Annotated in this window: 15 protein-coding genes and 1 pseudogene; 5 read left to right on the top strand and 11 right to left on the bottom strand. The window is 61.2% G+C overall.

Translation table 11 applies throughout. The annotated features are described in order from the left end of the window. From BMY98_RS08815 to BMY98_RS08835, 5 genes are all read right to left on the bottom strand, one after another. Positions 1–1,953, bottom strand: coding sequence for an extracellular solute-binding protein (locus BMY98_RS08815; RefSeq protein ID WP_074887470.1), 1,953 nt, complete (start codon positions 1,951–1,953; stop codon positions 1–3). 60 nt (positions 1,954–2,013) lie between these two features. Then, complete coding sequence (locus tag BMY98_RS08820) at positions 2,014–4,728, bottom strand: TonB-dependent receptor (RefSeq protein ID WP_074887473.1); 2,715 nt, start codon at positions 4,726–4,728, stop codon at positions 2,014–2,016. 217 nt (positions 4,729–4,945) lie between these two features. Beyond that, positions 4,946–5,347 (bottom strand): ExbD/TolR family protein, encoded by a 402-nt coding sequence (locus BMY98_RS08825; protein WP_074887476.1) that lies wholly within the window; start codon positions 5,345–5,347, stop codon positions 4,946–4,948. Further along, the gene (locus BMY98_RS08830; RefSeq protein ID WP_108120225.1) at positions 5,347–6,054 is read right to left on the bottom strand and encodes a MotA/TolQ/ExbB proton channel family protein; all 708 of its coding nucleotides are present in this window, start codon (positions 6,052–6,054) and stop codon (positions 5,347–5,349) included. Before BMY98_RS08830 ends, BMY98_RS08825 begins: the two co-directional genes overlap by 1 nt. Positions 6,055–6,106: 52 nt before the next feature. Then, positions 6,107–6,946: an energy transducer TonB gene (locus tag BMY98_RS08835; RefSeq protein WP_074887479.1), complete on the bottom strand. Its 840-nt coding sequence runs from the start codon at positions 6,944–6,946 to the stop codon at positions 6,107–6,109. A gap of 1,201 nt (positions 6,947–8,147) precedes the next feature. Between BMY98_RS08835 and BMY98_RS08840 the strand changes: the two genes are divergently transcribed. Then, entirely contained in the window at positions 8,148–9,266 is a 1,119-nt protein-coding gene (locus tag BMY98_RS08840; protein WP_074887482.1) for a DUF2817 domain-containing protein, read from the top strand. Positions 9,267–9,334: 68 nt separating this feature from the next. Here BMY98_RS08840 and BMY98_RS08845 read toward each other — a convergent pair whose 3' ends face one another. Then, positions 9,335–10,177 (bottom strand): NAD-dependent protein deacetylase, encoded by an 843-nt coding sequence (locus tag BMY98_RS08845; RefSeq protein ID WP_074887484.1) that lies wholly within the window; start codon positions 10,175–10,177, stop codon positions 9,335–9,337. Between the two features lie 397 nt (positions 10,178–10,574). Beyond that, on the bottom strand, positions 10,575–11,399 hold the full coding sequence (locus BMY98_RS08850; protein ID WP_245760038.1) for an HDOD domain-containing protein: 825 nt from the start codon (positions 11,397–11,399) through the stop codon (positions 10,575–10,577). 280 nt (positions 11,400–11,679) lie between these two features. Here BMY98_RS08850 and BMY98_RS08855 point away from each other — a divergent pair, with 280 nt between their 5' ends. Then, complete coding sequence (locus BMY98_RS08855) at positions 11,680–12,699, top strand: branched-chain amino acid aminotransferase (protein ID WP_074887490.1); 1,020 nt, start codon at positions 11,680–11,682, stop codon at positions 12,697–12,699. 246 nt (positions 12,700–12,945) lie between these two features. Continuing rightward, positions 12,946–14,190: a serine hydrolase domain-containing protein gene (locus tag BMY98_RS08860; RefSeq protein WP_074887493.1), complete on the top strand. Its 1,245-nt coding sequence runs from the start codon at positions 12,946–12,948 to the stop codon at positions 14,188–14,190. An 81-nt stretch (positions 14,191–14,271) separates the two neighbouring features. Here BMY98_RS08860 and BMY98_RS08865 read toward each other — a convergent pair whose 3' ends face one another. The 4 genes from BMY98_RS08865 to BMY98_RS08880 all read right to left on the bottom strand — a co-directional run bounded on the left by BMY98_RS08865 (position 14,272) and on the right by BMY98_RS08880 (position 17,068). Then, positions 14,272–15,201 carry an AEC family transporter gene (locus BMY98_RS08865; RefSeq protein WP_074887542.1) on the bottom strand — a complete coding sequence of 310 codons (930 nt, stop codon included), beginning with the start codon at positions 15,199–15,201 and terminating at the stop codon, positions 14,272–14,274. 167 nt (positions 15,202–15,368) lie between these two features. Beyond that, positions 15,369–15,689 carry an RcnB family protein gene (locus BMY98_RS08870; protein WP_074887496.1) on the bottom strand — a complete coding sequence of 107 codons (321 nt, stop codon included), beginning with the start codon at positions 15,687–15,689 and terminating at the stop codon, positions 15,369–15,371. Positions 15,690–15,784: 95 nt separating this feature from the next. Next, on the bottom strand, positions 15,785–16,093 hold the full coding sequence (locus tag BMY98_RS08875) for an RcnB family protein (protein WP_074887498.1): 309 nt from the start codon (positions 16,091–16,093) through the stop codon (positions 15,785–15,787). Positions 16,094–16,210: 117 nt separating this feature from the next. Beyond that, a complete protein-coding gene (locus BMY98_RS08880; protein ID WP_074887501.1) occupies positions 16,211–17,068 on the bottom strand; it encodes an SDR family oxidoreductase in 858 nt (285 codons plus the stop codon). A gap of 83 nt (positions 17,069–17,151) precedes the next feature. Between BMY98_RS08880 and BMY98_RS08885 the strand changes: the two genes are divergently transcribed. Continuing rightward, complete coding sequence (locus tag BMY98_RS08885; protein WP_074887504.1) at positions 17,152–17,565, top strand: winged helix-turn-helix transcriptional regulator; 414 nt, start codon at positions 17,152–17,154, stop codon at positions 17,563–17,565. A 333-nt stretch (positions 17,566–17,898) separates the two neighbouring features. Continuing rightward, positions 17,899–18,562, top strand: a pseudogene (locus tag BMY98_RS08890) (RHS repeat-associated core domain-containing protein); the annotation flags it as partial.

Here is an 18,562-nt window from a genome sequence, read left to right on the forward strand (position 1 = left end):
TCACTGGCCCTCCGTTTCTGGCGTTGGCGTTGGCGCAGGACGGTCGTTCGACACGCTACGTTGTGGCGTGAGACGCGCGGCCATTTGAGCGTTGCTCAGCGGCACGCGGCTGACCTCCCACCAGCTTTCCAGCCCGACGTCGTAGATCGGCTCGATAGCCGGCCGGCCAAACCGGTTGGCAAACACCACCGGTGTGCCTTGGGAGTAATAGTTCGGAATCATGTAGAAACCCCAGAGCAGGACCCGATCCAGCGCTCGCGCGTAGTGCAGCATGTCGTTGCGGTTATTGGACGCGACCAGGCCGTCGATGAGGTGATCGACCGCCGGGTTGCGCAGCACCATGGCGTTGGAGCTGCCGACCTGTCGGGCGCTTTGCGAACCGAACAGGTTGTACAGCTCGCGGCCGGGGGAGAGGATCGGATTGCCGTTGGCGGGCAGCGTGACCACGATCATGTCGTAGTCCCGGGCGTTGAGGCGGTTCATGTACTGGGCCGAATCCACGCGGCGGAAATTCAGGGTAATGCCGATCTGCGCCAGCACGCGCTTGTACGGCAGCACCAGCCGCTCGAAACCGCCCTGGCCGTCGAGGAAGGAAAACTCCAGCGGCTGTCCGTCGGCGTTCACCAGCCGGTTGTTCTTCGCGTGCCAGCCGGCGTCGGCCAGTAACTTGAGGGCCTTGAGCTGCTTGTCGCGGATGTAGCCGCTGCCGTCGGTCTTCGGCGCGCGCCAGACCTGATCAAAGACTTCGTCCGGAACCTGCGCGCGTAAGGGTTCGAGAAGGCTCAGCTCCTGGGCGTCGGGCAGCTCGGTGGCGGCCATCTCGCTCTTCGGAAAGTAGCTTTGTTCGCGCACATAGAAGTTGCGCATGATCTGCCCGTTGACCCACTCGAAATCCCAGAGCATCGCCAAGGCTTCGCGCACGCGCCGGTCCTGAAATATCGGTTTGTCGAGATTGAAGACAAAGCCCTGACCGGCCACCGGGCGGCGTTTGGCCAGAATGGTCTTTTGCAGACGGCCGTCCTGCAGGCTCGGCGCGGTGTAGCCGACGACATAGCCTGCCGAAGAGAACTCGCGGTTGTAATCGAAGTTGCCGGCCTGGACCAGTTGCCGGGCCACATCGGTGTCGCCGTAGAAATTCACCGTCAGCGCGTCGAAGTTGTAGAGCCCGCGGCTGACCGGCAGGTCTTTGCCCCACCAGTCCTTGACCCGCTCGAAGCTGACGCTACGCCCGGCATCGACCCGCGAGACCCGATACGGCCCGCTGCCCAGTGGCGGTTCGAAGCCGCCGCCCTTGGTGAAGTCGCGGGTTTTCCACCAGTGCTCGGGCAGGATGCGCAGGCTGGCGAGGTCCAGTGCGAGGGTGCGGTTGGTGCCAGTCTTGAAATCGAAACGGATCTGCCCGGGCGCTTCGATCACCGCGTCCTTCACGTCGCCGTACAGCGGCCGGTAGCTGAAGCTGCCTTGGGTGATCAGGGTTTGCCAGGTGTAACGCACGTCTTCGGCAGTGATGGGTGTGCCGTCATCGAAACGCGCCTTGGGGTTGAGGTAGAAGCGCACCCAGAGGTTGTCGGGGTCGCGTTCCATCTTCTCGGCGACCAGCCCGTACACCGTGTAGGGCTCATCGAGTGAGCGATAGGCCAGCGGCGCATACACCCACGTGTCGATCTGGCTCACGGATATGCCTTGATCGACATAGGGCGTGAGGTAGTTGAACTGGCCGATCTCCTCGGACGCGCGGCTCATCGAACCGCCCTTGGGCGCGTCAGGGTCGACGTAATCGAAGTGCTGAAAATCAGCGGCGTATTTCGGCGCTTCGCCATAGACGGTCAGTGCATGCACCGGTGTGGCGAAAACCTGAGGAGCGCCAAGCAGCAGCGAGGTAAACAACAGCACCGTGTACAGCAATGCCTCGCCCGGTATGCGGCGCGGCAGTGAAAAGGGGGTGGCGGACATGCGGACAATCCTTGGGTGCAGCCCGACGCGCCGGAGCACCAGCGCGTCGGGCGTCAGCGCTTAGAAGTGGTACGTGGCGCGGGCGAACAGCGTGCGGCCCAGTGGGTCGGTGTAGCGCGGGTCGTAGCCGGACTGGAAGTTGTAAGCCTGGTTGGTGAACGGAGGGTTGCGGTCAAACATGTTTCTCATGCCGACATCGACATCCAGTACTTTTTCGAAGGTGTAACCCGTCGCCACGTCCCATACCGAGTAGGACGCAACGCGCGCGTTCGTGTCGCGGTCGTAATCGTTGTAGCCAGTGGTGAAGCGGTTGGTCAGCGTGGCACGGGCCGGGCCCAGGTTCCAACTGGCTGTCAGGTTGTGTTTCCAGCGCGCAATCACGCCATCACCCTGGAAGTCGCCGACTTTGTCGGTATAAGGCCCTTTGATCGTGCTCTGGAAATCATAAGCGTCGACGTAAGTGCCTTGCAGGCCGAGGCCGAACTGGCCGTATGGCGTGTTCGGGAAGCGGTAGTCCAGCGAGACGTCCACGCCGTTGGTATCGACGTTACCCAGGTTGGAGTTGGTCGCGATGATGTTGGCCAGCGTGCCGTCGGCATTGCGCACGTAACGGTCGGCATAGGCCGCTGAGTCAGAGAACACTGTGGACTCCGGAAACGCCTGGATCTGGTTTGAGATGTGAACCCACCAGAAGTCCAGACCCACCGACAAATCGCGAACAGGCTGATAAACAAAGCCGAAGGTGACGTTACGGGCTTTTTCAGGCGCCAAGTCCGGATTCCCCCCGATCTGACTAAGAAATTGCTGGCCGCAGTCGCGACCGGCGTTGCCGCCAGGCTGCACCACGCCACCGGTACACAGGCGAGGGTCGTTGTAGGACGCTTGGGTGAAGGTAATGCTTTGCGGAGCATAAAGCTCATACAACGATGGCGCGCGGAACCCTTCGCTGTACGCACCGCGAACCACCAATTGCTTGAACGGCTGGTAGCGGAACGAATACTTAGGGTTGGTGGTGCTGCCGAAGTCACTGTAGGCATCGTGACGAATAGCGGCGCTCAGCTCCAGGCTGTCGAGCACGGGCACGTTCAGTTCGGCGTATTCAGCTTTTACAGTACGGTCACCGGTCACGCTGCCGTTTGAGTCCAGGCCCAGGCTGCTGATGTCATCGACGAACGGGTTGAAGTCCTGGTGGAATTTCTCTTTACGGTACTCACCGCCCAAGGCCAGGCCGGAAGGGCCCGAGCCAAACCAGTCACCGATTTCACGGCTGACTCGACCGTCCAAGGCCATTACACGACCGACTGCCGAGGAATACTGGCCGTGATACGCCGCGTCGTCGATGTACTGCTGGCCCGCTGCGGACTGGGCGCCGAACGGGTTGATAGTGCCGTTGGCCAGACCGGCCACCATGGCGCTGTCGCTGACATAACCATTGGTGACGGACGAGAGAATTTTGTTCTGGTTATACGAGGCGCCGACGTTGTAGTCCCAGCCGCCAACCAAGCCGTCAAAGGTCAGCAAAATACGCTGGCTGGTGTTCTGGTCTTTGGATTCGCGGCCGCCTGCAGCGGTTTCACGCCAGTTGAGATCTACAGGTTGGGTCGGGTCGAGCGCGAAATTGCTGGGTAGCGGTGTGATGCCGTTCCCAGGGTAATAAGGGGAGGACGGGGCCAGGCTTTGGCCGGTCAGTGGTGCCGGAGCAATGGCGGTGGCGTTGTTGTTGCGCGCCCAGAAGTACTCCAGGCTGACGTTATGATCGTCGGCCAGCTTGCCAGTGGCTTTACCGAAGAACGACGTTTTTTCAGTCTGCGGCACCAGATCAATGTATTGCTTGGTGTCGAAGCGGCAAAGGCCACGGCTCAGTACCTGGCCTGGACCACTGCAATTGCTCCCCAGCAACGGGTTGCTGGCATTGTCGCCCTGGTTGTAGTTGGCCGGGAACGAGGTGCCCGAGGTCTGGTCAAGGCCGCGGCCAGGTTGGTAGCTATTGGCAAACGAGCGGTCACGGGCAGCGAGGTTGCCTTGGGTGTTGTAGTTGAACACGCCCATGACATTGAAACGCTGTTCCTCCAGATCGCCGTAGCCCCAACTGGCGCTCATGTCTTTGGTGTCACCGCCGCCGGCAGCGGTAGGGGACGAGCCACCGCGGCTAAGCGAGCCGTCGGTCAGAGCTTTTTTTGTGATGAAGTTGATCACGCCACCAATGGCGTCGGTGCCGTACAACGCCGATGCTCCGTCACGCAGCACTTCCACGCGTTCGATGGCGGCGAACGGGATCATGTTCAGATCGACCGCTCCACCTGCCGAGTTGGTGCCCGACAGCGCGTTGTTGGCAAGGCGACGACCGTTGAGCAGCACCAGGGTTTTGTTCGCGCCAATACCGCGCATATCGGCGAACGAAGCGCCGCCAGTCGCTGAGCCCACGGAGCCTGCGCTGTTGTTGATGGACTGACTGCCAGTGATGCGCTGAACCAGTTCGGCGGTCGTGGTAACGCCCTGTTTCCTGAGATCATCGGCGCGCAGGATGGTAATAGGCACCGCCGTTTCGGCATCGACCCGGCGAATCGCCGAGCCCGTTACCTCTACCCGTTGCAGTTGCGTGGTCGCAGGCGCTGCAGCGGAGGCTGGTGCGGCAGCTTCGCTGGCGCCATCGGTGTTTTCTGCGCCATAGGCCGGGCTCATGCCGACCGCCAGTGCGCAAATCAGCGCACGGGGGTGGCGTTGTACGGCTACAACAAGGGACTTGAGGGTAAAACCGGGAAAGCTCATCAGCATGGTAGTTTCCGACTTATTCCAGATGTTATTGAAATGGCTTTGTGAGCCCTCGTTGCTCCGACGCGGTGATGGCGGTCGGGAATTTCCTTATTTCAAGCAAGCCGCTCCCCTCCGAGGCAAAAACCCGGACGGCGGTGAATCGGGAGTAGGGTGTGCAGCGCCGCATCGAGGCGCGGCGCCTATTTCAAGTGCAGATCAACTGCCGGTCATGGGCCGATCATTTCGAGGTCATCACTGAAATTTTGGTAATGCCCGAGCGCTCGATCGACGCCATCGCCTTGGCCACCTGGCCGTAGTTGACGTTGGTGTCGGCCTGCAATTGCACGCGCACCTCCGGGTCCCTGGCCTTGACGTCCTTGAGGCTGAGCTCCAGGGATTCCGGCGCGACTTCGGATTTTGCCAGGTAGAACTTGCCGTCCTGGTCGACGCTGACCACCACCGGGTCTTTCTTGTCGGCGGCGGCGACGGCGTCGGTTTTCGGCAGGTTGACCTTGATGGCGTTGGTCATCAGCGGCGCGGTGACGATGAACACCACCAGCAGCACGAGCATCACGTCCACCAGCGGCGTGACGTTCATTTCGCTGAGCACTTCATCGCTGTCTTGGGTGGAGAACGACATCAGCTCGCCTCCCGCACAGCCTGACTGTGCTTGCTGGCGATGGCCTGACGGTTGATGGCGAATGCGCTGCGTTGGGCGAGGGCGTCGAAGTCGTGGGCGAAATCATCCATGTCGGCGACGGCGAGCTTGAGGCGACGCAGGAAGAAGTTGTAGATCAGCACTGCCGGGACTGCGACAGCGATGCCGACACCGGTGGCAATCAGGGCGTGACCGATGGGGCCGGCCACGGTTTCCAGGCTCGCCGAACCGCTGGCGCCGATGCTTTGCAACGCTTCCATGATCCCCCAGACCGTACCGAACAGGCCGATGAACGGCGCGGTGCTGCCGATACTGGCGAGGATGGCCTGGCCGGCTTCCAGGGCGCGGCGTTCTTTCTGGATCTGCTGGCGCAGGTTGCGCTCCAGGCGATCGGAGCGGTTGATGGTGTGGGCGAGCTGCTGGGTGTTGCGCGGCGAATCGTCCACCGCCATGGCTTCGAAACCGCTGTTGGCGATGCGCGCCAGGGAGCCCGGGTATTGACTGGAGTGCTCGGCGGCGGTGAGCAGATCCGGCGCCGCCCAGAAGGCTTTGGTGAACTGTTTGTTTTGGGTCTTTAAGCGTAAGTACTGTGCGGATTTGATCAGCAGCAGTCCCCAGCTCAGCACTGAAAACACCACCAGCGCCCAGAGTACGCCGGGGACAATCATCGAAGAGATCGATTCGTTCATGGTTACACCTCACCCGCTCTATAAAAAGTTGTTGTTGATCGGCTGACCGGGTTCATTCGGGCAGCTTGAAGTCGATGGTTTGCGTCGCGAAGCCTTCGATCGGGGTGTCGCCGCGCTTGGCCGGAACAAACTTCCAGTTGCGCACCGTTTCCACCGCCGCATCGTCCAGCACCTGTTTGCCGCTGGATTTGGTCACCTCGACCGTGCCGGCGCGGCCGTTGGGCAGCACCTTGATGCGCAGGATCACGCGGCCCTCCATGCCCTTGCGCAGCGCCGCGCCGGGGTATTCCGGTGGCGGGTTGCCCAGACTGGCGAGGCCGGAAATCGCCGCCGATTCTTTGACCGGTGCCGCAGCCGGCGCTGGCGGTGCAGGGGATGGCGACGGTGCGGCCGGCGCAGGTGTGCTCGGCGCAGCGGGTGCAGCAGGGGCGGGCGGTGTTGGCTTTTTCACCGGTTCAGGCTTCTTGACCGGCTTGGGCTTCTCGACCTTCGGCTTTTCCACCGGCTTTGTCGGCGGCTTGACCGCGTCGGGGTCCTCGACCGGTTGCTCCGGTTCAGGAGGCGGCGGCGGAGGCGGAGGCGGCTCAGGCGGAGGCGGCGGTGGTGGTGGCTCAGGTGGAGTTTCCGGGGTTGGCGGTGTCGGGCTGGTCAATTCCACGGTCATCTCGGGCACTTGCGGCGCAACTTCCGGGACCTCGGCTTTGGCGGTCTGCATATACCACCAGATGCCGCCGTGAATAAGGAGCGAGGCGGCAATCAATATCAACACGTGCGTCCGGCTTAGTTCACCCGGGCGCGAGGTGTTTTCCTTGAAAGGAATACGCGGCCAGGCCATGGACAGAGCGTCCGGCGCCGGGTCAGGTATGACTTTCGTTTTTACCGCGTCATTCATTAAAGCTCCCTCGGATGGTTGAAGGGCAATAAGGGTCCGTTCAAACAAGTTGCCGTGTTTGAAGTTGACGTCCGTGCTGTCGGTAGCACGAGGCCTGGAGGAGCAGGTCTTTAAAGAACCACTCTTATATAAGTGCTGTTGCTGCGTGAGCTATGGAGACGACATTGCAGTTCCCTGATTTCTTGTTGAGTACGGAGATGTACGTCTTTGTTTCAGAATGACTACCTAACGATGATCGCTATTGCAACCGCTATGCCAGTGCAGGGCTCTGGCCCGCCATTTCTGGCCTGGGTCGGGGCGATGTCGCATTCCTGTAACTTTTTAGCGAATTTCATTTGATCTGGCTCCGTTCACTTTATGGGGGTAGGGAAAGTTTCCTAAACAGGGGGCGAGCCTATTCATTCAGGTTCACCGCGCGGTTGCGCGTTGACCTGTTCCCGTTGGATCAGAAGTGCAATGCACCAAACGTGATTAAGTAGGTGCAAGTTGGTGCGTGAGTGTTCAAGTGATCATTGTGGTGTGTCCTGAAAGTGTGACTTGTCGGTCAGGGTGTGGAGAGTCGTTATCGCTGTCGTGCACTGATTAAAAATGATCAGTGATGATTTTTAGTGTGCGTGAATCAACAGCGAACGATCCCGCGCGCTATTAAAAATTTTATTGGGACAGGCGCACCTGTCCCGAACAGGAACAATAAAAAGTGGCTACTAAATCGCTATAAAAGCGGCAGCCATTGGAACGAAATAAAGATGAGGCACTGCAGCGAAGGGGCGCTGCGTTTCAGCCGGAGCGCTGAAGGGAAATGGGGCGGACGGCAGGCTCGCTGACGGAGGCGTGCAGCGGAAAAGGCAAGGCGCGGTGTGGGAGGATCGGGTGTGAAGGGCGCATGTCTGGCACGAATCGAGTTCCTTATCGACGGACGCCAGACTTCTGGTCGACGTCCTGCACTGTTTCGGACGGGGTAATGTCCGGTTCCTGCCCCCGGGTGCGTGGTGCGCACCGTTTGGCAGCGTAGACTCGCGGCAGCCTGGGCTGGACGCGAAGCGTTTCGTGGTACTGACGTTCCACAAGAGAAACACTAGAAAGAAGTGTGCCAAAACGTGTCCGGTTGTAACATTTTTGACGCAGTGTCCCTTTTTCGTGGCGTTCGGCCTGTCCAGTACGGACCTGTTCGCGCGGTGCCATCGCTTTCTGGAGTGCATTCATGAGCCACTTTTTCCCTGATCGTCCGGGTTATCGCCAGTTGCGCGAGCGTTTCAGGGCGGCAGCCACCGCCGCTGGCGCTCGGTTGAGTGAGTACGTCCACCCGTTGTCGGGGCCTTTTGGTGAGGCGCTGGCCACGGACGTCGCCTGGCTCGGCGACCCGGATGCGCAGCGGGTGTTGGTGGCGTTGAGCGGCACCCATGGGGTGGAGGGTTATTACGGTTCCGATTGTCAAAGCCGCTGGCTCGAGGGGTTTGACCCACGCGCGCTGCACGAGGGCGTGGCGATCCTGATGATTCACCTGATCAACCCTTGGGGCACGGCGTGGATGCGGCGGGTCAACGAAGACAACCTCGATCAGAACCGCAACTACCTGGACTTCAGCCGGCCGCTGCCGAACAACCGCGCCTATATCGACGTCCACGGGATTTACGCCTGCGAGCAGTTGCGCGGGCCAAAGCGCGATCAGGCTGATGCTCAGTTTCAGGCAGCGATCGACGCGCGGGGCTGGTCAGGCTTGATGTCGGTGGTGGAGGCGGGGCAGTACGCATTCCCCGATGGGCTGTTTTTCGGTGGCAACGGGCCGAGCTGGTCCAATCGCACCCTGTGCAGCATCGTCGGCCAATACCTGCAGGACGTGGAGGTGGTGAGCTGTTTCGACTTGCACACCGGCGCCGGGGATTACGGCCATCCGATGCTGATGAGCATCGTCGAGTCGGCCTATCCCGCGCTCGATGATGCCAAAGCGTTGTTCGGGCCGTGGCTGTTCACGCTGATCACCGGCGCCAATCGCGTCAGCGAAACCGGTGTGGCGGCGACGTCCACCGGCTACACCTCGCAGATGCTCCTCGACGCGCTGCCGGGTGTGCACCTGATGCCGTTTGTCATTGAATGCGGTACGTACCCGGGGGCAGCGGTGCATGGGCATTTGCGGGACGACCATTGGCTGCACCTGCACGGCGATCCGCTGGACGAAACCGGTCGGCGGATCAAGAAAGGGCTGCTGGAGCAGTTCTATCCGGCGGACCCGGACTGGCAGGAAGTGGCGTGGGTGAGGACGCGGCAGGTGTGGGACCGGGCTTTGGCGGCGTTGCCAGGGATTCGCGGCGTCGAGATGTGACTGGCTGAATGCCGGCTGTTCGCCGACACCTGTAGGAGCGCGCTTGCCCGCGAAGAGGCCTTCAATGCCTACGCCTCCAGCAACCGTGCTGCCAAGGCCGGCAATAACACCTCGCACGACGCTTCGATCTTCAGATCCAGCAGGTCATCGGCGCGGGTTTTGCCCAGGTTGATGGCGATCAGCGGTTTGCCCTGATCGTTGATGGCGCGGCACAGACGAAACGCCGAGAACGCCATCAGCGATGAGCCCACGACCAGCAGGCCTTGCGCGTCTTCCACCCGCTGCATGGCCTTGGCCGCCGTGGGTGGTGCCACGTTCTCGCCGAAAAACACCACGTCAGGTTTCATGCGTTCGCCGCCGCAGTGGGGGCAATGGGGCACCTGGAAGCGTTCCTCAAAGGCCGGGTCCAGCAGGGTATCGCCATCGGGCGCCTGCACCGCATCGACACCCGCCAGGTAAGGGTTTTGCTCGACCAGGGTCAGCTGAATGATGTCGCGCTCGGTGCGCTGGCGGCAGTCCAGGCAGAGCACCCAATGCAGGCTGCCGTGCAATTCCACCGCATCATGACTGCCGGCCTGATCGTGCAAGGTGTCGACGTTCTGGGTGATGACCCCGCTGATGAGGTCGTGCTGCTGCAAGCGCGCAATCGCTTCGTGGGCCGGGTTGGGTTGCGCTACGCGAACGCGGGGCCAGCCGAGCATCGCGCGGGCCCAGTAACGGCGTCTGGCCTCGGGCGCATTGAGGAATTCCTGAAACATCATCGGCTGCCGACCCCGACGCACGCCCTCGCTGTCGCGGTAATCCGGAATCCCGGAAGAGGTGCTGATCCCGGCGCCGGTCAGCACGACGAACGAGCGGTCGTGCATCCATTGCAGCAGGGTATCGACATGGGTGTCAGGAACATCAGGCATGCACAGGTCCTCAAGAGCGGCTGTGCGCTGATACTAGTAGGACCGGCTTCAGCCGGGAAGGGGCCTGAGTGAGCGCCATCGGTTTTGCAGCGTGACGCCTTCCTGTAATCCCGCCGCACACCTGTAGGAGTGAGCTTGCTCGCGATCCCGCCGCTTCAGGCGACTACGCGTTGACTGGAATGCTGCCTTCGCGAGCAAGCTCACTCCTACACTGAACTAGCGTTAACACTCGAAACCTGCGCCGTGCACAGATCCGAGCCGGCTTGCTGGCGAACCCGGTTTTTCAGTCACCCTTGCTGTGCCTGAGCGGACGCTTTCGCCAGCAAGCCGGCTACAGATCTGTGGTTAGACGGACATCTCCGCCTTTCCATCGCGCTGGGCGCAACGGGATTGCCCCCTAGCTCAACAACTCCGCAAACGCCTTGTCATCCTCCAGCACCTTCGGCAGCGCGGTGAACACCGCATCCAGGTCAACCCCCTCCAGCAACGGCCCATCCACTTCCTGCTTGGCCTGCGCGGTGGCGCCGCCGTGATTCTCCAGTGCCGCAGAAATGGTCAACGCCTGAGCCACGATGCGGGGCTGGATCGCGTTACCCGGCGCCTGCATGGGCCGCGCCTGATACGCGATGGCGTTCTGGATGACCTCGGGCAATCCCCAGCGCCGGGCCAGTTCCGCGCCGACTTCCGGGTAACCAAAGCCCAGATGCAACGTCTCAATCGCCGCACGGCCTGTCGTGCCGGTCTTGGTCACGCTGTTGATGCGCTCGGCAACCGCCGGAGCGCCGGTCTGGATCAGCAGTTCGCCGATGTCGTGCATGACCCCGCAAGTGAAAGCGATTTCCGCATCAGCGCCGGACTGTTTCGCCAGCAGACGGCAAATCCCCGCCACCTGAAAGCTCTTCAGCCAGAAGCCCTTGAGATCAAAACTCGGTCCTGCCTTGAATGCGCCGGTCACCGCCGACGCCAGCACCAGCGTGCGCAAGGTATTGAAGCCCAGGCGCATGGCCGCATCCTCGATGCTCGACGACTCCCGCGCCCCGCGAAAGCGCGCGGAGTTGGCCAGCCGCAGGATCTTCGCCGCGATCACCGGATCCTTTTCGATATTGCTGGCGATGCTGCCCAAGTCCGACGACGGGCTGTCGAATTGCTTGATCAGGTCCTGCGCCACCTTGGGAATGCTGGGAAGACTGCTCAAATCGGCAAACAATTGATCGATACCCATGGGTGCTGCTCCTGTCTCAGACGATGTACACACCATAGGCAACATTGGCGAATCTGCACACGTCCGGCAGCTGTTTTGCTACAGACGGCACAAACCAGGAGGCTTGAATCAGGCGACAGTGGATCTTTTTCAGCTCATCTGCCGCCGAGGCGGTTTGCAGGGAGAAAAATCAGTAATATGGCGACACACCGGAACGGGTCGCGTCCTGTACCGGGCCTTATCGAGGAAACGCCAGACGCCGGACACTCCCGGCCGCGCTGGCCTGGACATAGAGGGTGTCATGGGTAACGAAAGCATTAACTGGGACAAGCTCGGCTTCGACTACATCAAGACCGACAAACGCTACCTGGCTCACTGGCGCGATGGCGCGTGGGACCAAGGCACCCTGACCGAAGACAACGTGCTGCACATCAGCGAAGGCTCGACCGCGCTGCATTACGGCCAGCAATGCTTCGAAGGCCTCAAGGCCTATCGCGCCAAAGACGGCTCGATCAACCTGTTTCGCCCCGACCAGAACGCCGCGCGCATGCAGCGCAGTTGCAGCCGCCTGCTGATGCCACACGTGCCGACCGAGCAGTTCATCGAAGCGTGCAAGCAAGTGGTCCGCGCCAACGAGCGTTTCATCCCGCCGTATGGCACCGGCGGCGCGTTGTACCTGCGCCCGTTCGTGATCGGTGTCGGCGACAACATCGGCGTGCGCGCTGCCCCCGAGTTCATCTTCTCGGTGTTCTGCATCCCGGTGGGCCCGTACTTCAAGGGCGGCATGAAACCGCACAACTTCGTGATCTCCAGCTACGACCGCGCCGCGCCACAAGGCACCGGTGCTGCGAAAGTCGGCGGTAACTATGCCGCGAGCATGATGCCGGGCGCCGAGGCCAAGAAAGCCAACTTCGCCGACGCCATCTACCTCGATCCGTTGACCCACACCAAGATCGAAGAAGTCGGCTCGGCCAACTTCTTCGGGATCACCCACGACGACCAGTTCATCACACCGAAATCGCCGTCCGTGCTGCCGGGCATCACCCGCCTTTCATTGATCGAACTGGCGCAGAGCCGTCTGGGCCTGAAGGTCACCGAAGGCGAGGTGTTCATCGACAAGCTCGACCTGTTCAAGGAAGCCGGCGCGTGCGGCACCGCTGCAGTGATCACCCCGATCGGCGGCATCAGCTACAAAGACAAACTGCACGTGTTCCACAGCGAAACCGAGGTCGGTCCCGTGACCCAGCGCTTGTACAAAGAGCTGACCGGTATTCAGTCCGGCGACATCGAAGGCCCGGCGGGCTGGATCGTCAAGGTCTGACCCCGACGCGTCCTGCAGGTCTGTAAAACCACCGCCTTCGTGCGGTGGTTTTTTTTCGCCCTTGCTTCGGTCAGGTAGGTCATCGAAGACGTCAGGGTATGAAACCACTGAACTGATCGCCCGGTGCAATGCCGGTGGGTGGGCTATGGTTCAAGCGCGCGCGTTCTTTTAGTGGGACCGGCTTTAGCCGGGAATTGAGCCGGAAATCGGCCGACGTCTGTCACCGACGAAAAACAAGGAGACCTCATGCACTCAACCGTCTTGTCCCGTCCTGCCGCCTTCAACCGGCCGCTGACCCTGTCCCTCGGCTTGCTCGCCGCCATGCTGGCGTCCAGCGCATCGGCAGACGATTACCCCCACGCCCGGGAAACCATAGGAACGGTCGAGCAGATCTACGACGGCGCCATGCTCCCGGACCTGGCGGTCAGTACCTATCGCAATATCGGCCGGCTGTTTCCCACCCACATTATCAAGGCCGGCGATCACCCCTATGAGTTGCCGAAGTCGGATCGGCAACTGCCCAACGTGCGCTTCACCGTCGACGGCAAAAAGTACGACCTGTATGACTTCGTGGCGCTGGACAGCATTACCGCGATGCTGGTGATCAAGGACGGCAAGATCGTCTTCGAGACCTATCAGCGCGGCAACACCGAGAAAACCCGCTGGATGTCGATGTCGATGGCGAAATCCATTACCTCGACACTGACCGCTGCGGCGATCAAGGACGGCTTGATCAAAGGCCTCGACGCCCAGGTGGTCGATTACGTGCCGGCCCTCAAAGGCAGTGCCTACGACGGGGTGACCGTGCGCAACGTGCTGATGATGTCGTCGGGGGTGAAGTGGAACGAAACCTACACCGATCCGGCGTCGGACCGGCGGGCGTTGCTCAAGGCGCAGATTTCCCAGCAGCCTCACTCGGCCATGGCGCTGATGGCGAGCCTGCCGCGCGCGGCCGAGCCCGGTACGGTGAACAACTACAGCACCGGTGAAACCCAGGTCCTCGGCGAGATTGTGCGGGGTGCGGTGAAGATGCCGCTGGCCGAGTACCTGTCGAAAAAGATCTGGCAGCCTTTCGGCATGGAAAGCGACGCCACCTGGTGGCTGGACTCGCCTGACGGCGTGGAGATCGGCGGGAGCGGGATCAGCGCGACGCTGCGGGATTACGGGCGCTTCGGACTGTTCTTCATGAACGACGGCAAGATCAACGGCACCTCAATTCTGCCGGACGGCTGGGTCAGGGAAGCGACACTGCCGACCACGCTCAAGGGCGGCAAGAGCCTGGATTACGGTTACATGTGGTGGACCGCCTGGACCGCGCCCTCGGTGAAAGATGGCGCCTATTCGGCGGTGGGCATCCAGGGTCAGAACATCTACGTTAACCCGGCCAATAACGTGGTGATCGTCACCTTCGGCGCGCAACCCAAGCCGGTGGACAAAGAGCCCATCGACCCGATGGCTTTCTTCGATGCGGTGGTCGCGGCGTTGAAGTGACCTTGTATGCATCGCTGGTCCCACCGCGCACGCCTGACCTGCAGGCGCGCGTTTGCCCGACAAGAGGCCGGGATGAGCACCTCATCCGTTGATGTAATAAATGCACATCGACAGCGTGACCAGCGAGCCCAGCGTTGAAATCAGGATCGTGCTCGACACCACCGACGCCTCGCGCTTGTAGTACTCGGCCAGCATGAACGGCCCGGTGCCGGTGGGCAGGGCGCTCAACAGCAGGGCCGAGTTGGCCCACAGCGGCGGCAGGTGGAACACGCGAAACGCCAGAAACCACGTCAGCAGCGGATGGGCAATCAGTTTGATCAGCACCAGCAACGTCGTGCCCTCGCGCGGGCCTTGCTGTTTTTGAGCGAGAAACAGGCCCAGGGAAATCAGCGCGCAAGGCGTCGTCGCAGCACCCAGCAGATTGAGGAATGTGTCCAGCGCGCCCGGCAATGCCGCGCCGGTCGATGCCCAGCAGGCGCCGAGGATCGGTGACACGACCAAAGGGTTTTTCGCCAGCGCCAGCAGTACTTTGAGCACGATGCGATGCACCCGGGCCTCGCTTTGCAGACCGATTTCGATGCACACCAGGGCGATGCCAAACACCACGCACACCACCAGCAACGACGCGATGAGGGCCGGCTCCAGGCCTTCCTGGCCCAGCACCATGACGCACAGCGGAATGCCGATGTAGCCGGTATTGGCGTAGGAAGCGCTGAGGGCATCGATGCTGGCATCGGCGAAATGCCCGGCCCTTCGGCGCCGCAGCAGCAAGGTAATGACGAACATCGCCAGGGTCGAAAGGGTAAAGGTCAGCACGAAGCCCGGGTGCCAGATCTGCGCCCAGGTGGCATGTGCGGTGGCCGTGAACAGCAGCGCGGGCAAGCACAGCCAGACCACCATCCGGTTGATTTCAGACGCGGCAGTCGGCCCTAAACGGTTGGTACGGCGACAGAGGTAGCCCACGAGGATGAGCGCGAAGATCGGCAGCAAGACATTCAAAACGGAAGACATCGAACCCGGGCCCATGACGCAACAAACGAGAGGCGCAGAGTAGAGGGCGCTATCGTCAGGGTGCAACCTTTGTTGTCAGCGAAAAGCGGACGAGGCGGGCGTTGGGAGAGGGAGCTGGCAAAGCGATGCCCGACGGGTGTCGGGCACGGTGACGGGCGTAGCGGGGATTACTTTTTCAACGGTTTGAGGTTGCCCGGCGCGATGTCGAGGACCTTGCCGTCTTCCATGTTGATAAGCGCGTATTTATCGCTGATCAGCACCCATTGCGTACCTTCCCTGGGCGCAGTGAGGCCCTTGCCTTGCCAGTCCTTGACGCCGACACGCTCGTCTTTGTACAGGTCATGGGTGGTGTCGCCGACCTTGTACTGCTCATTGGTGTGTTCCGCCTGCACGCTTTTCGTCGCAGGGGTCTGCGCTGCTGCAGAGAAGCTGGCCCCGCCCAGACAAGCGACCACGGCCGCGCAAGCCATCAGTTTTTTCATGTTCATGGGAAATTCCTTTGGTCGTTATTGGAATTCTTTCTCGACACTTTTTTCGTTTGGCGTGCGCCCCGAAACCCGACGCACTGGGTCAGTGCCCCGATTTACTTTTCGATCGGGACAATCTTGGTGATCTGGCCATTAGTCGTCTGCACTTCAACGTATTTATCGTGGATGCGCACCCACTGACTCATCTTGGCCGGTTCTTCCAGGCCCTTGGCTTTCCAGTCCTTGAGCGCGGCATCGGGACGCTGAAATTCCTGCGGCGAACGGCTGCCGACTTCGAGCTCCCGCATGTTGTCCCTGGAAGGTTGAATGGTTGGCTCCGTTGCGTTGGCGGCCTGCACCGTAAAACTCGTAACGGAAATGCTACCCAAAATCGCCAGACCGGCAATGAGCGATTTGCTATTCATTCGAAACTCCTTGGCCAGCGCGTGGTGCGCTGTCATTAGTTCCGACCGTGGTGGGCGCAAATCATTCAGTGGACGTGCTGGCGCGCCGCCCGCTGTTGCAGGTGGTGGCGGCGAATGTTAATGGGATAGCGCCTCAGTAATGCTGGTGGACAGTGGCGTGGTCGGCCGGCCCATCAGGCGGCTCAACTGCCCACCGTCGTCGAACAGCGCACCTTTGGCCGCGGCGGCATCGGAGTTGGCGAGCAACTCGGCGACGAAGTCCGGCAGCCCGGCCTGCAGCAACACTGCTTTGTAGTCGGCCTCTGGAAGATCGGTGTAGACGACAGGCTTGCCGGATTGCTGGGCGATTTGAGCAGCGAATGCCTTGAGCGTGTAGGACTCATCGCCGGCCAACTCGTACACCTTGCCCGCCTGATCGTCACTCGCCGTCAGCACGATGGCCGCCGCCTCTGCATAATCCGCCCGCGCGGCTGAGCTGATCCGGCCTTCGCCCGCGCTGCCGTAGTGCGCGCCGTTCGCCACCGCGTGGGCCACGCCGGCCGTGTAGTTTTCGTGATACCAACCGTTGCGCAACACCACCGCCGGGACGCCGGCTTGCGTCAGTGCCTCCTCGGTCTGTTTGTGTTCCTCGGCCAGGGCCAGCGCCGAGGTGTCGGCGTGGAGCACGCTGGTGTAGGCCAGCAGTTTCACGCCGGCGCGGCGGGCCGCGTCGATCACCGCCTGATGCTGAGCCACGCGCTGGCCCACTTCACTGGACGAGATCAGCAGGATTTTTTCGGCGCCTTCAAAGGCGCGGTCCAGCGTGTCGGGTTTTGCGTAGTCTGCGTGGCGGACCTGCACGCCTTTTGCGGCAAGGTCGGCCACTTTTTCCGGGTCACGGGCGGCCGCAACGATCTGCGAGGCAGGCACGGTTTTCAGCAATTGAGCGATGACGAGGCGGCCCAGCTGGCCTGATGCACCGGTGATGACGATCATGATGATTCCCGAACAAGGTGATAGGGCGATCAGCATACTCAGCGTGCTAACCTTTCGTAAGTACGTACGAAAAGGTAAGTGTGATGAACGATATTGCTTCTCCCTTTGTAGGCAGTGTCTCTCTGCTGGAGCGGATCCGTACCGGTGAGGTGCTGGCCCGTGACTGTCCTTCGCGGGAAATCCTTAATCATGTGTGCAGCCGCTGGGGCGTGTTGGTGCTGGTGGTGTTGCTCGACGGCACGCACCGGTTCAGCGAGCTGCGGCGCAAGATCGGCGGTGTCAGTGAAAAGATGCTTTCGCAGACGCTGCAGAGCCTGGAACAGGACGGGTTTGTCGACCGCAAAGCGCTGCCGGTGGTGCCGCCCCATGTTGAATACCGCCTGACGGCGATGGGCAGGGAGGTTGCCTTGCAGATGGACGGGCTGACGACCTGGATCGAGGAAAACCTGCCGCGCATTCTGGCGGTGCGACAGGGTAGAGCGGCCGTGCTTGAGTGATCGGGTTAGCCCGTTTAGAGCGTTGGTATTTTATTGCCATGATGCGCAAGAAGTTGCGCACTTGATTGTGTGTTTCAGGGGGCTTTCTGCGCTGTAAGCCACGTCTTCTGTGGCCTGCAGACGAGTGCGCAAGAAGTTGCGCAGGGGTGCGCAACTTCTTGCGCACTTTTACTTTGTTCTTAGGGTTGGCAATCGCTAAAACCCGTCATTTTTCCTCTTAAGCTATTGATTTTGCTTGGCTAATTCATAACTGGCACAAGCCTTGATATCTCCGTGGCCCCCGGATTGGCATTCACGCCTTTTCCGATGGTTTTTTGAGCACGGAGAGCATCCTTGGCAACCCCCTTAAATCTTCCCGTTGGTGGTGAGAAACGCGAACCCCAAGTCGCGATTGTTCCGCTTGATCAAATTCAGGTCGAAGACGTTGGTCTTGGTGCGGCGAACGTCGATGCCTGGCTGCAGGACATCAGCGGCGGGGTTGTTACGCTTGAGCGGATCAAGACCGTGGCCGGCGGGCTGCCGGTGGTGGGCAACATCATGGCGCTGGTCGATGCGCTGAACGACATCGTTCGGCTGGCGACCAGTGACGAGCGTGACCCGCTGGATTGGGTCAGTCTGGGCATCAACCTGATCGGGATGGTGCCGATTCCGCCGGGCATGGCGGCGGCGCGGATGAGCCTGCGGCCAATGCTGTTTCTGGTGCGTCAGGAGATGCGGCAGGCCGGCAAGGTGGTGCTGGGCGATGCACTGATCGAGATTCTGATCGGGCATCTGAATGCCACCATTGTCGGGACGCTTGATGACTTTGTGACTCAGGCGCACGGGAAGCTTCCCGGGATTCTTGAGGATGCGGGGAAGCTTGGGGAAGGCGTGCTGTTTGAGATCGCTGCTGGTCTTGAAATGCTGGTCAAGCCGGACCTCAACGCCAAGGCTGATTTGCGTGAGGCGGAGCAGTTGGTTCATGCCGCAGGCGATCTTTGGGCCTACGACCCTCAGG

Source organism: Pseudomonas graminis (assembly GCF_900111735.1).
Lineage (GTDB): Bacteria > Pseudomonadota > Gammaproteobacteria > Pseudomonadales > Pseudomonadaceae > Aquipseudomonas > Aquipseudomonas graminis.

Excerpts from the sequence above, each read along its gene's own strand:
- BMY98_RS08850 (WP_245760038.1), bottom strand. The coding sequence starts at position 11,399 with ATGGGTATCGATCAATTGTTTGCCGATTTGAGCAGTCTTCCCAGCATT.
- BMY98_RS08870 (WP_074887496.1), bottom strand. The coding sequence starts at position 15,689 with ATGAACATGAAAAAACTGATGGCTTGCGCGGCCGTGGTCGCTTGTCTG.
- BMY98_RS08885 (WP_074887504.1), top strand. The coding sequence starts at position 17,152 with ATGAACGATATTGCTTCTCCCTTTGTAGGCAGTGTCTCTCTGCTGGAG.
- BMY98_RS08840 (WP_074887482.1), top strand. The coding sequence starts at position 8,148 with ATGAGCCACTTTTTCCCTGATCGTCCGGGTTATCGCCAGTTGCGCGAG.
- BMY98_RS08875 (WP_074887498.1), bottom strand. The coding sequence starts at position 16,093 with ATGAATAGCAAATCGCTCATTGCCGGTCTGGCGATTTTGGGTAGCATT.
- BMY98_RS08845 (WP_074887484.1), bottom strand. The coding sequence starts at position 10,177 with ATGCCTGATGTTCCTGACACCCATGTCGATACCCTGCTGCAATGGATG.
- BMY98_RS08880 (WP_074887501.1), bottom strand. The coding sequence starts at position 17,068 with ATGATCGTCATCACCGGTGCATCAGGCCAGCTGGGCCGCCTCGTCATC.
- BMY98_RS08860 (WP_074887493.1), top strand. The coding sequence starts at position 12,946 with ATGCACTCAACCGTCTTGTCCCGTCCTGCCGCCTTCAACCGGCCGCTG.
- BMY98_RS08855 (WP_074887490.1), top strand. The coding sequence starts at position 11,680 with ATGGGTAACGAAAGCATTAACTGGGACAAGCTCGGCTTCGACTACATC.
- BMY98_RS08820 (WP_074887473.1), bottom strand. The coding sequence starts at position 4,728 with ATGCTGATGAGCTTTCCCGGTTTTACCCTCAAGTCCCTTGTTGTAGCC.
- BMY98_RS08825 (WP_074887476.1), bottom strand. The coding sequence starts at position 5,347 with ATGTCGTTCTCCACCCAAGACAGCGATGAAGTGCTCAGCGAAATGAAC.
- BMY98_RS08865 (WP_074887542.1), bottom strand. The coding sequence starts at position 15,201 with ATGTCTTCCGTTTTGAATGTCTTGCTGCCGATCTTCGCGCTCATCCTC.
- BMY98_RS08830 (WP_108120225.1), bottom strand. The coding sequence starts at position 6,054 with ATGAACGAATCGATCTCTTCGATGATTGTCCCCGGCGTACTCTGGGCG.
- BMY98_RS08835 (WP_074887479.1), bottom strand. The coding sequence starts at position 6,946 with ATGAATGACGCGGTAAAAACGAAAGTCATACCTGACCCGGCGCCGGAC.
- BMY98_RS08815 (WP_074887470.1), bottom strand. The coding sequence starts at position 1,953 with ATGTCCGCCACCCCCTTTTCACTGCCGCGCCGCATACCGGGCGAGGCA.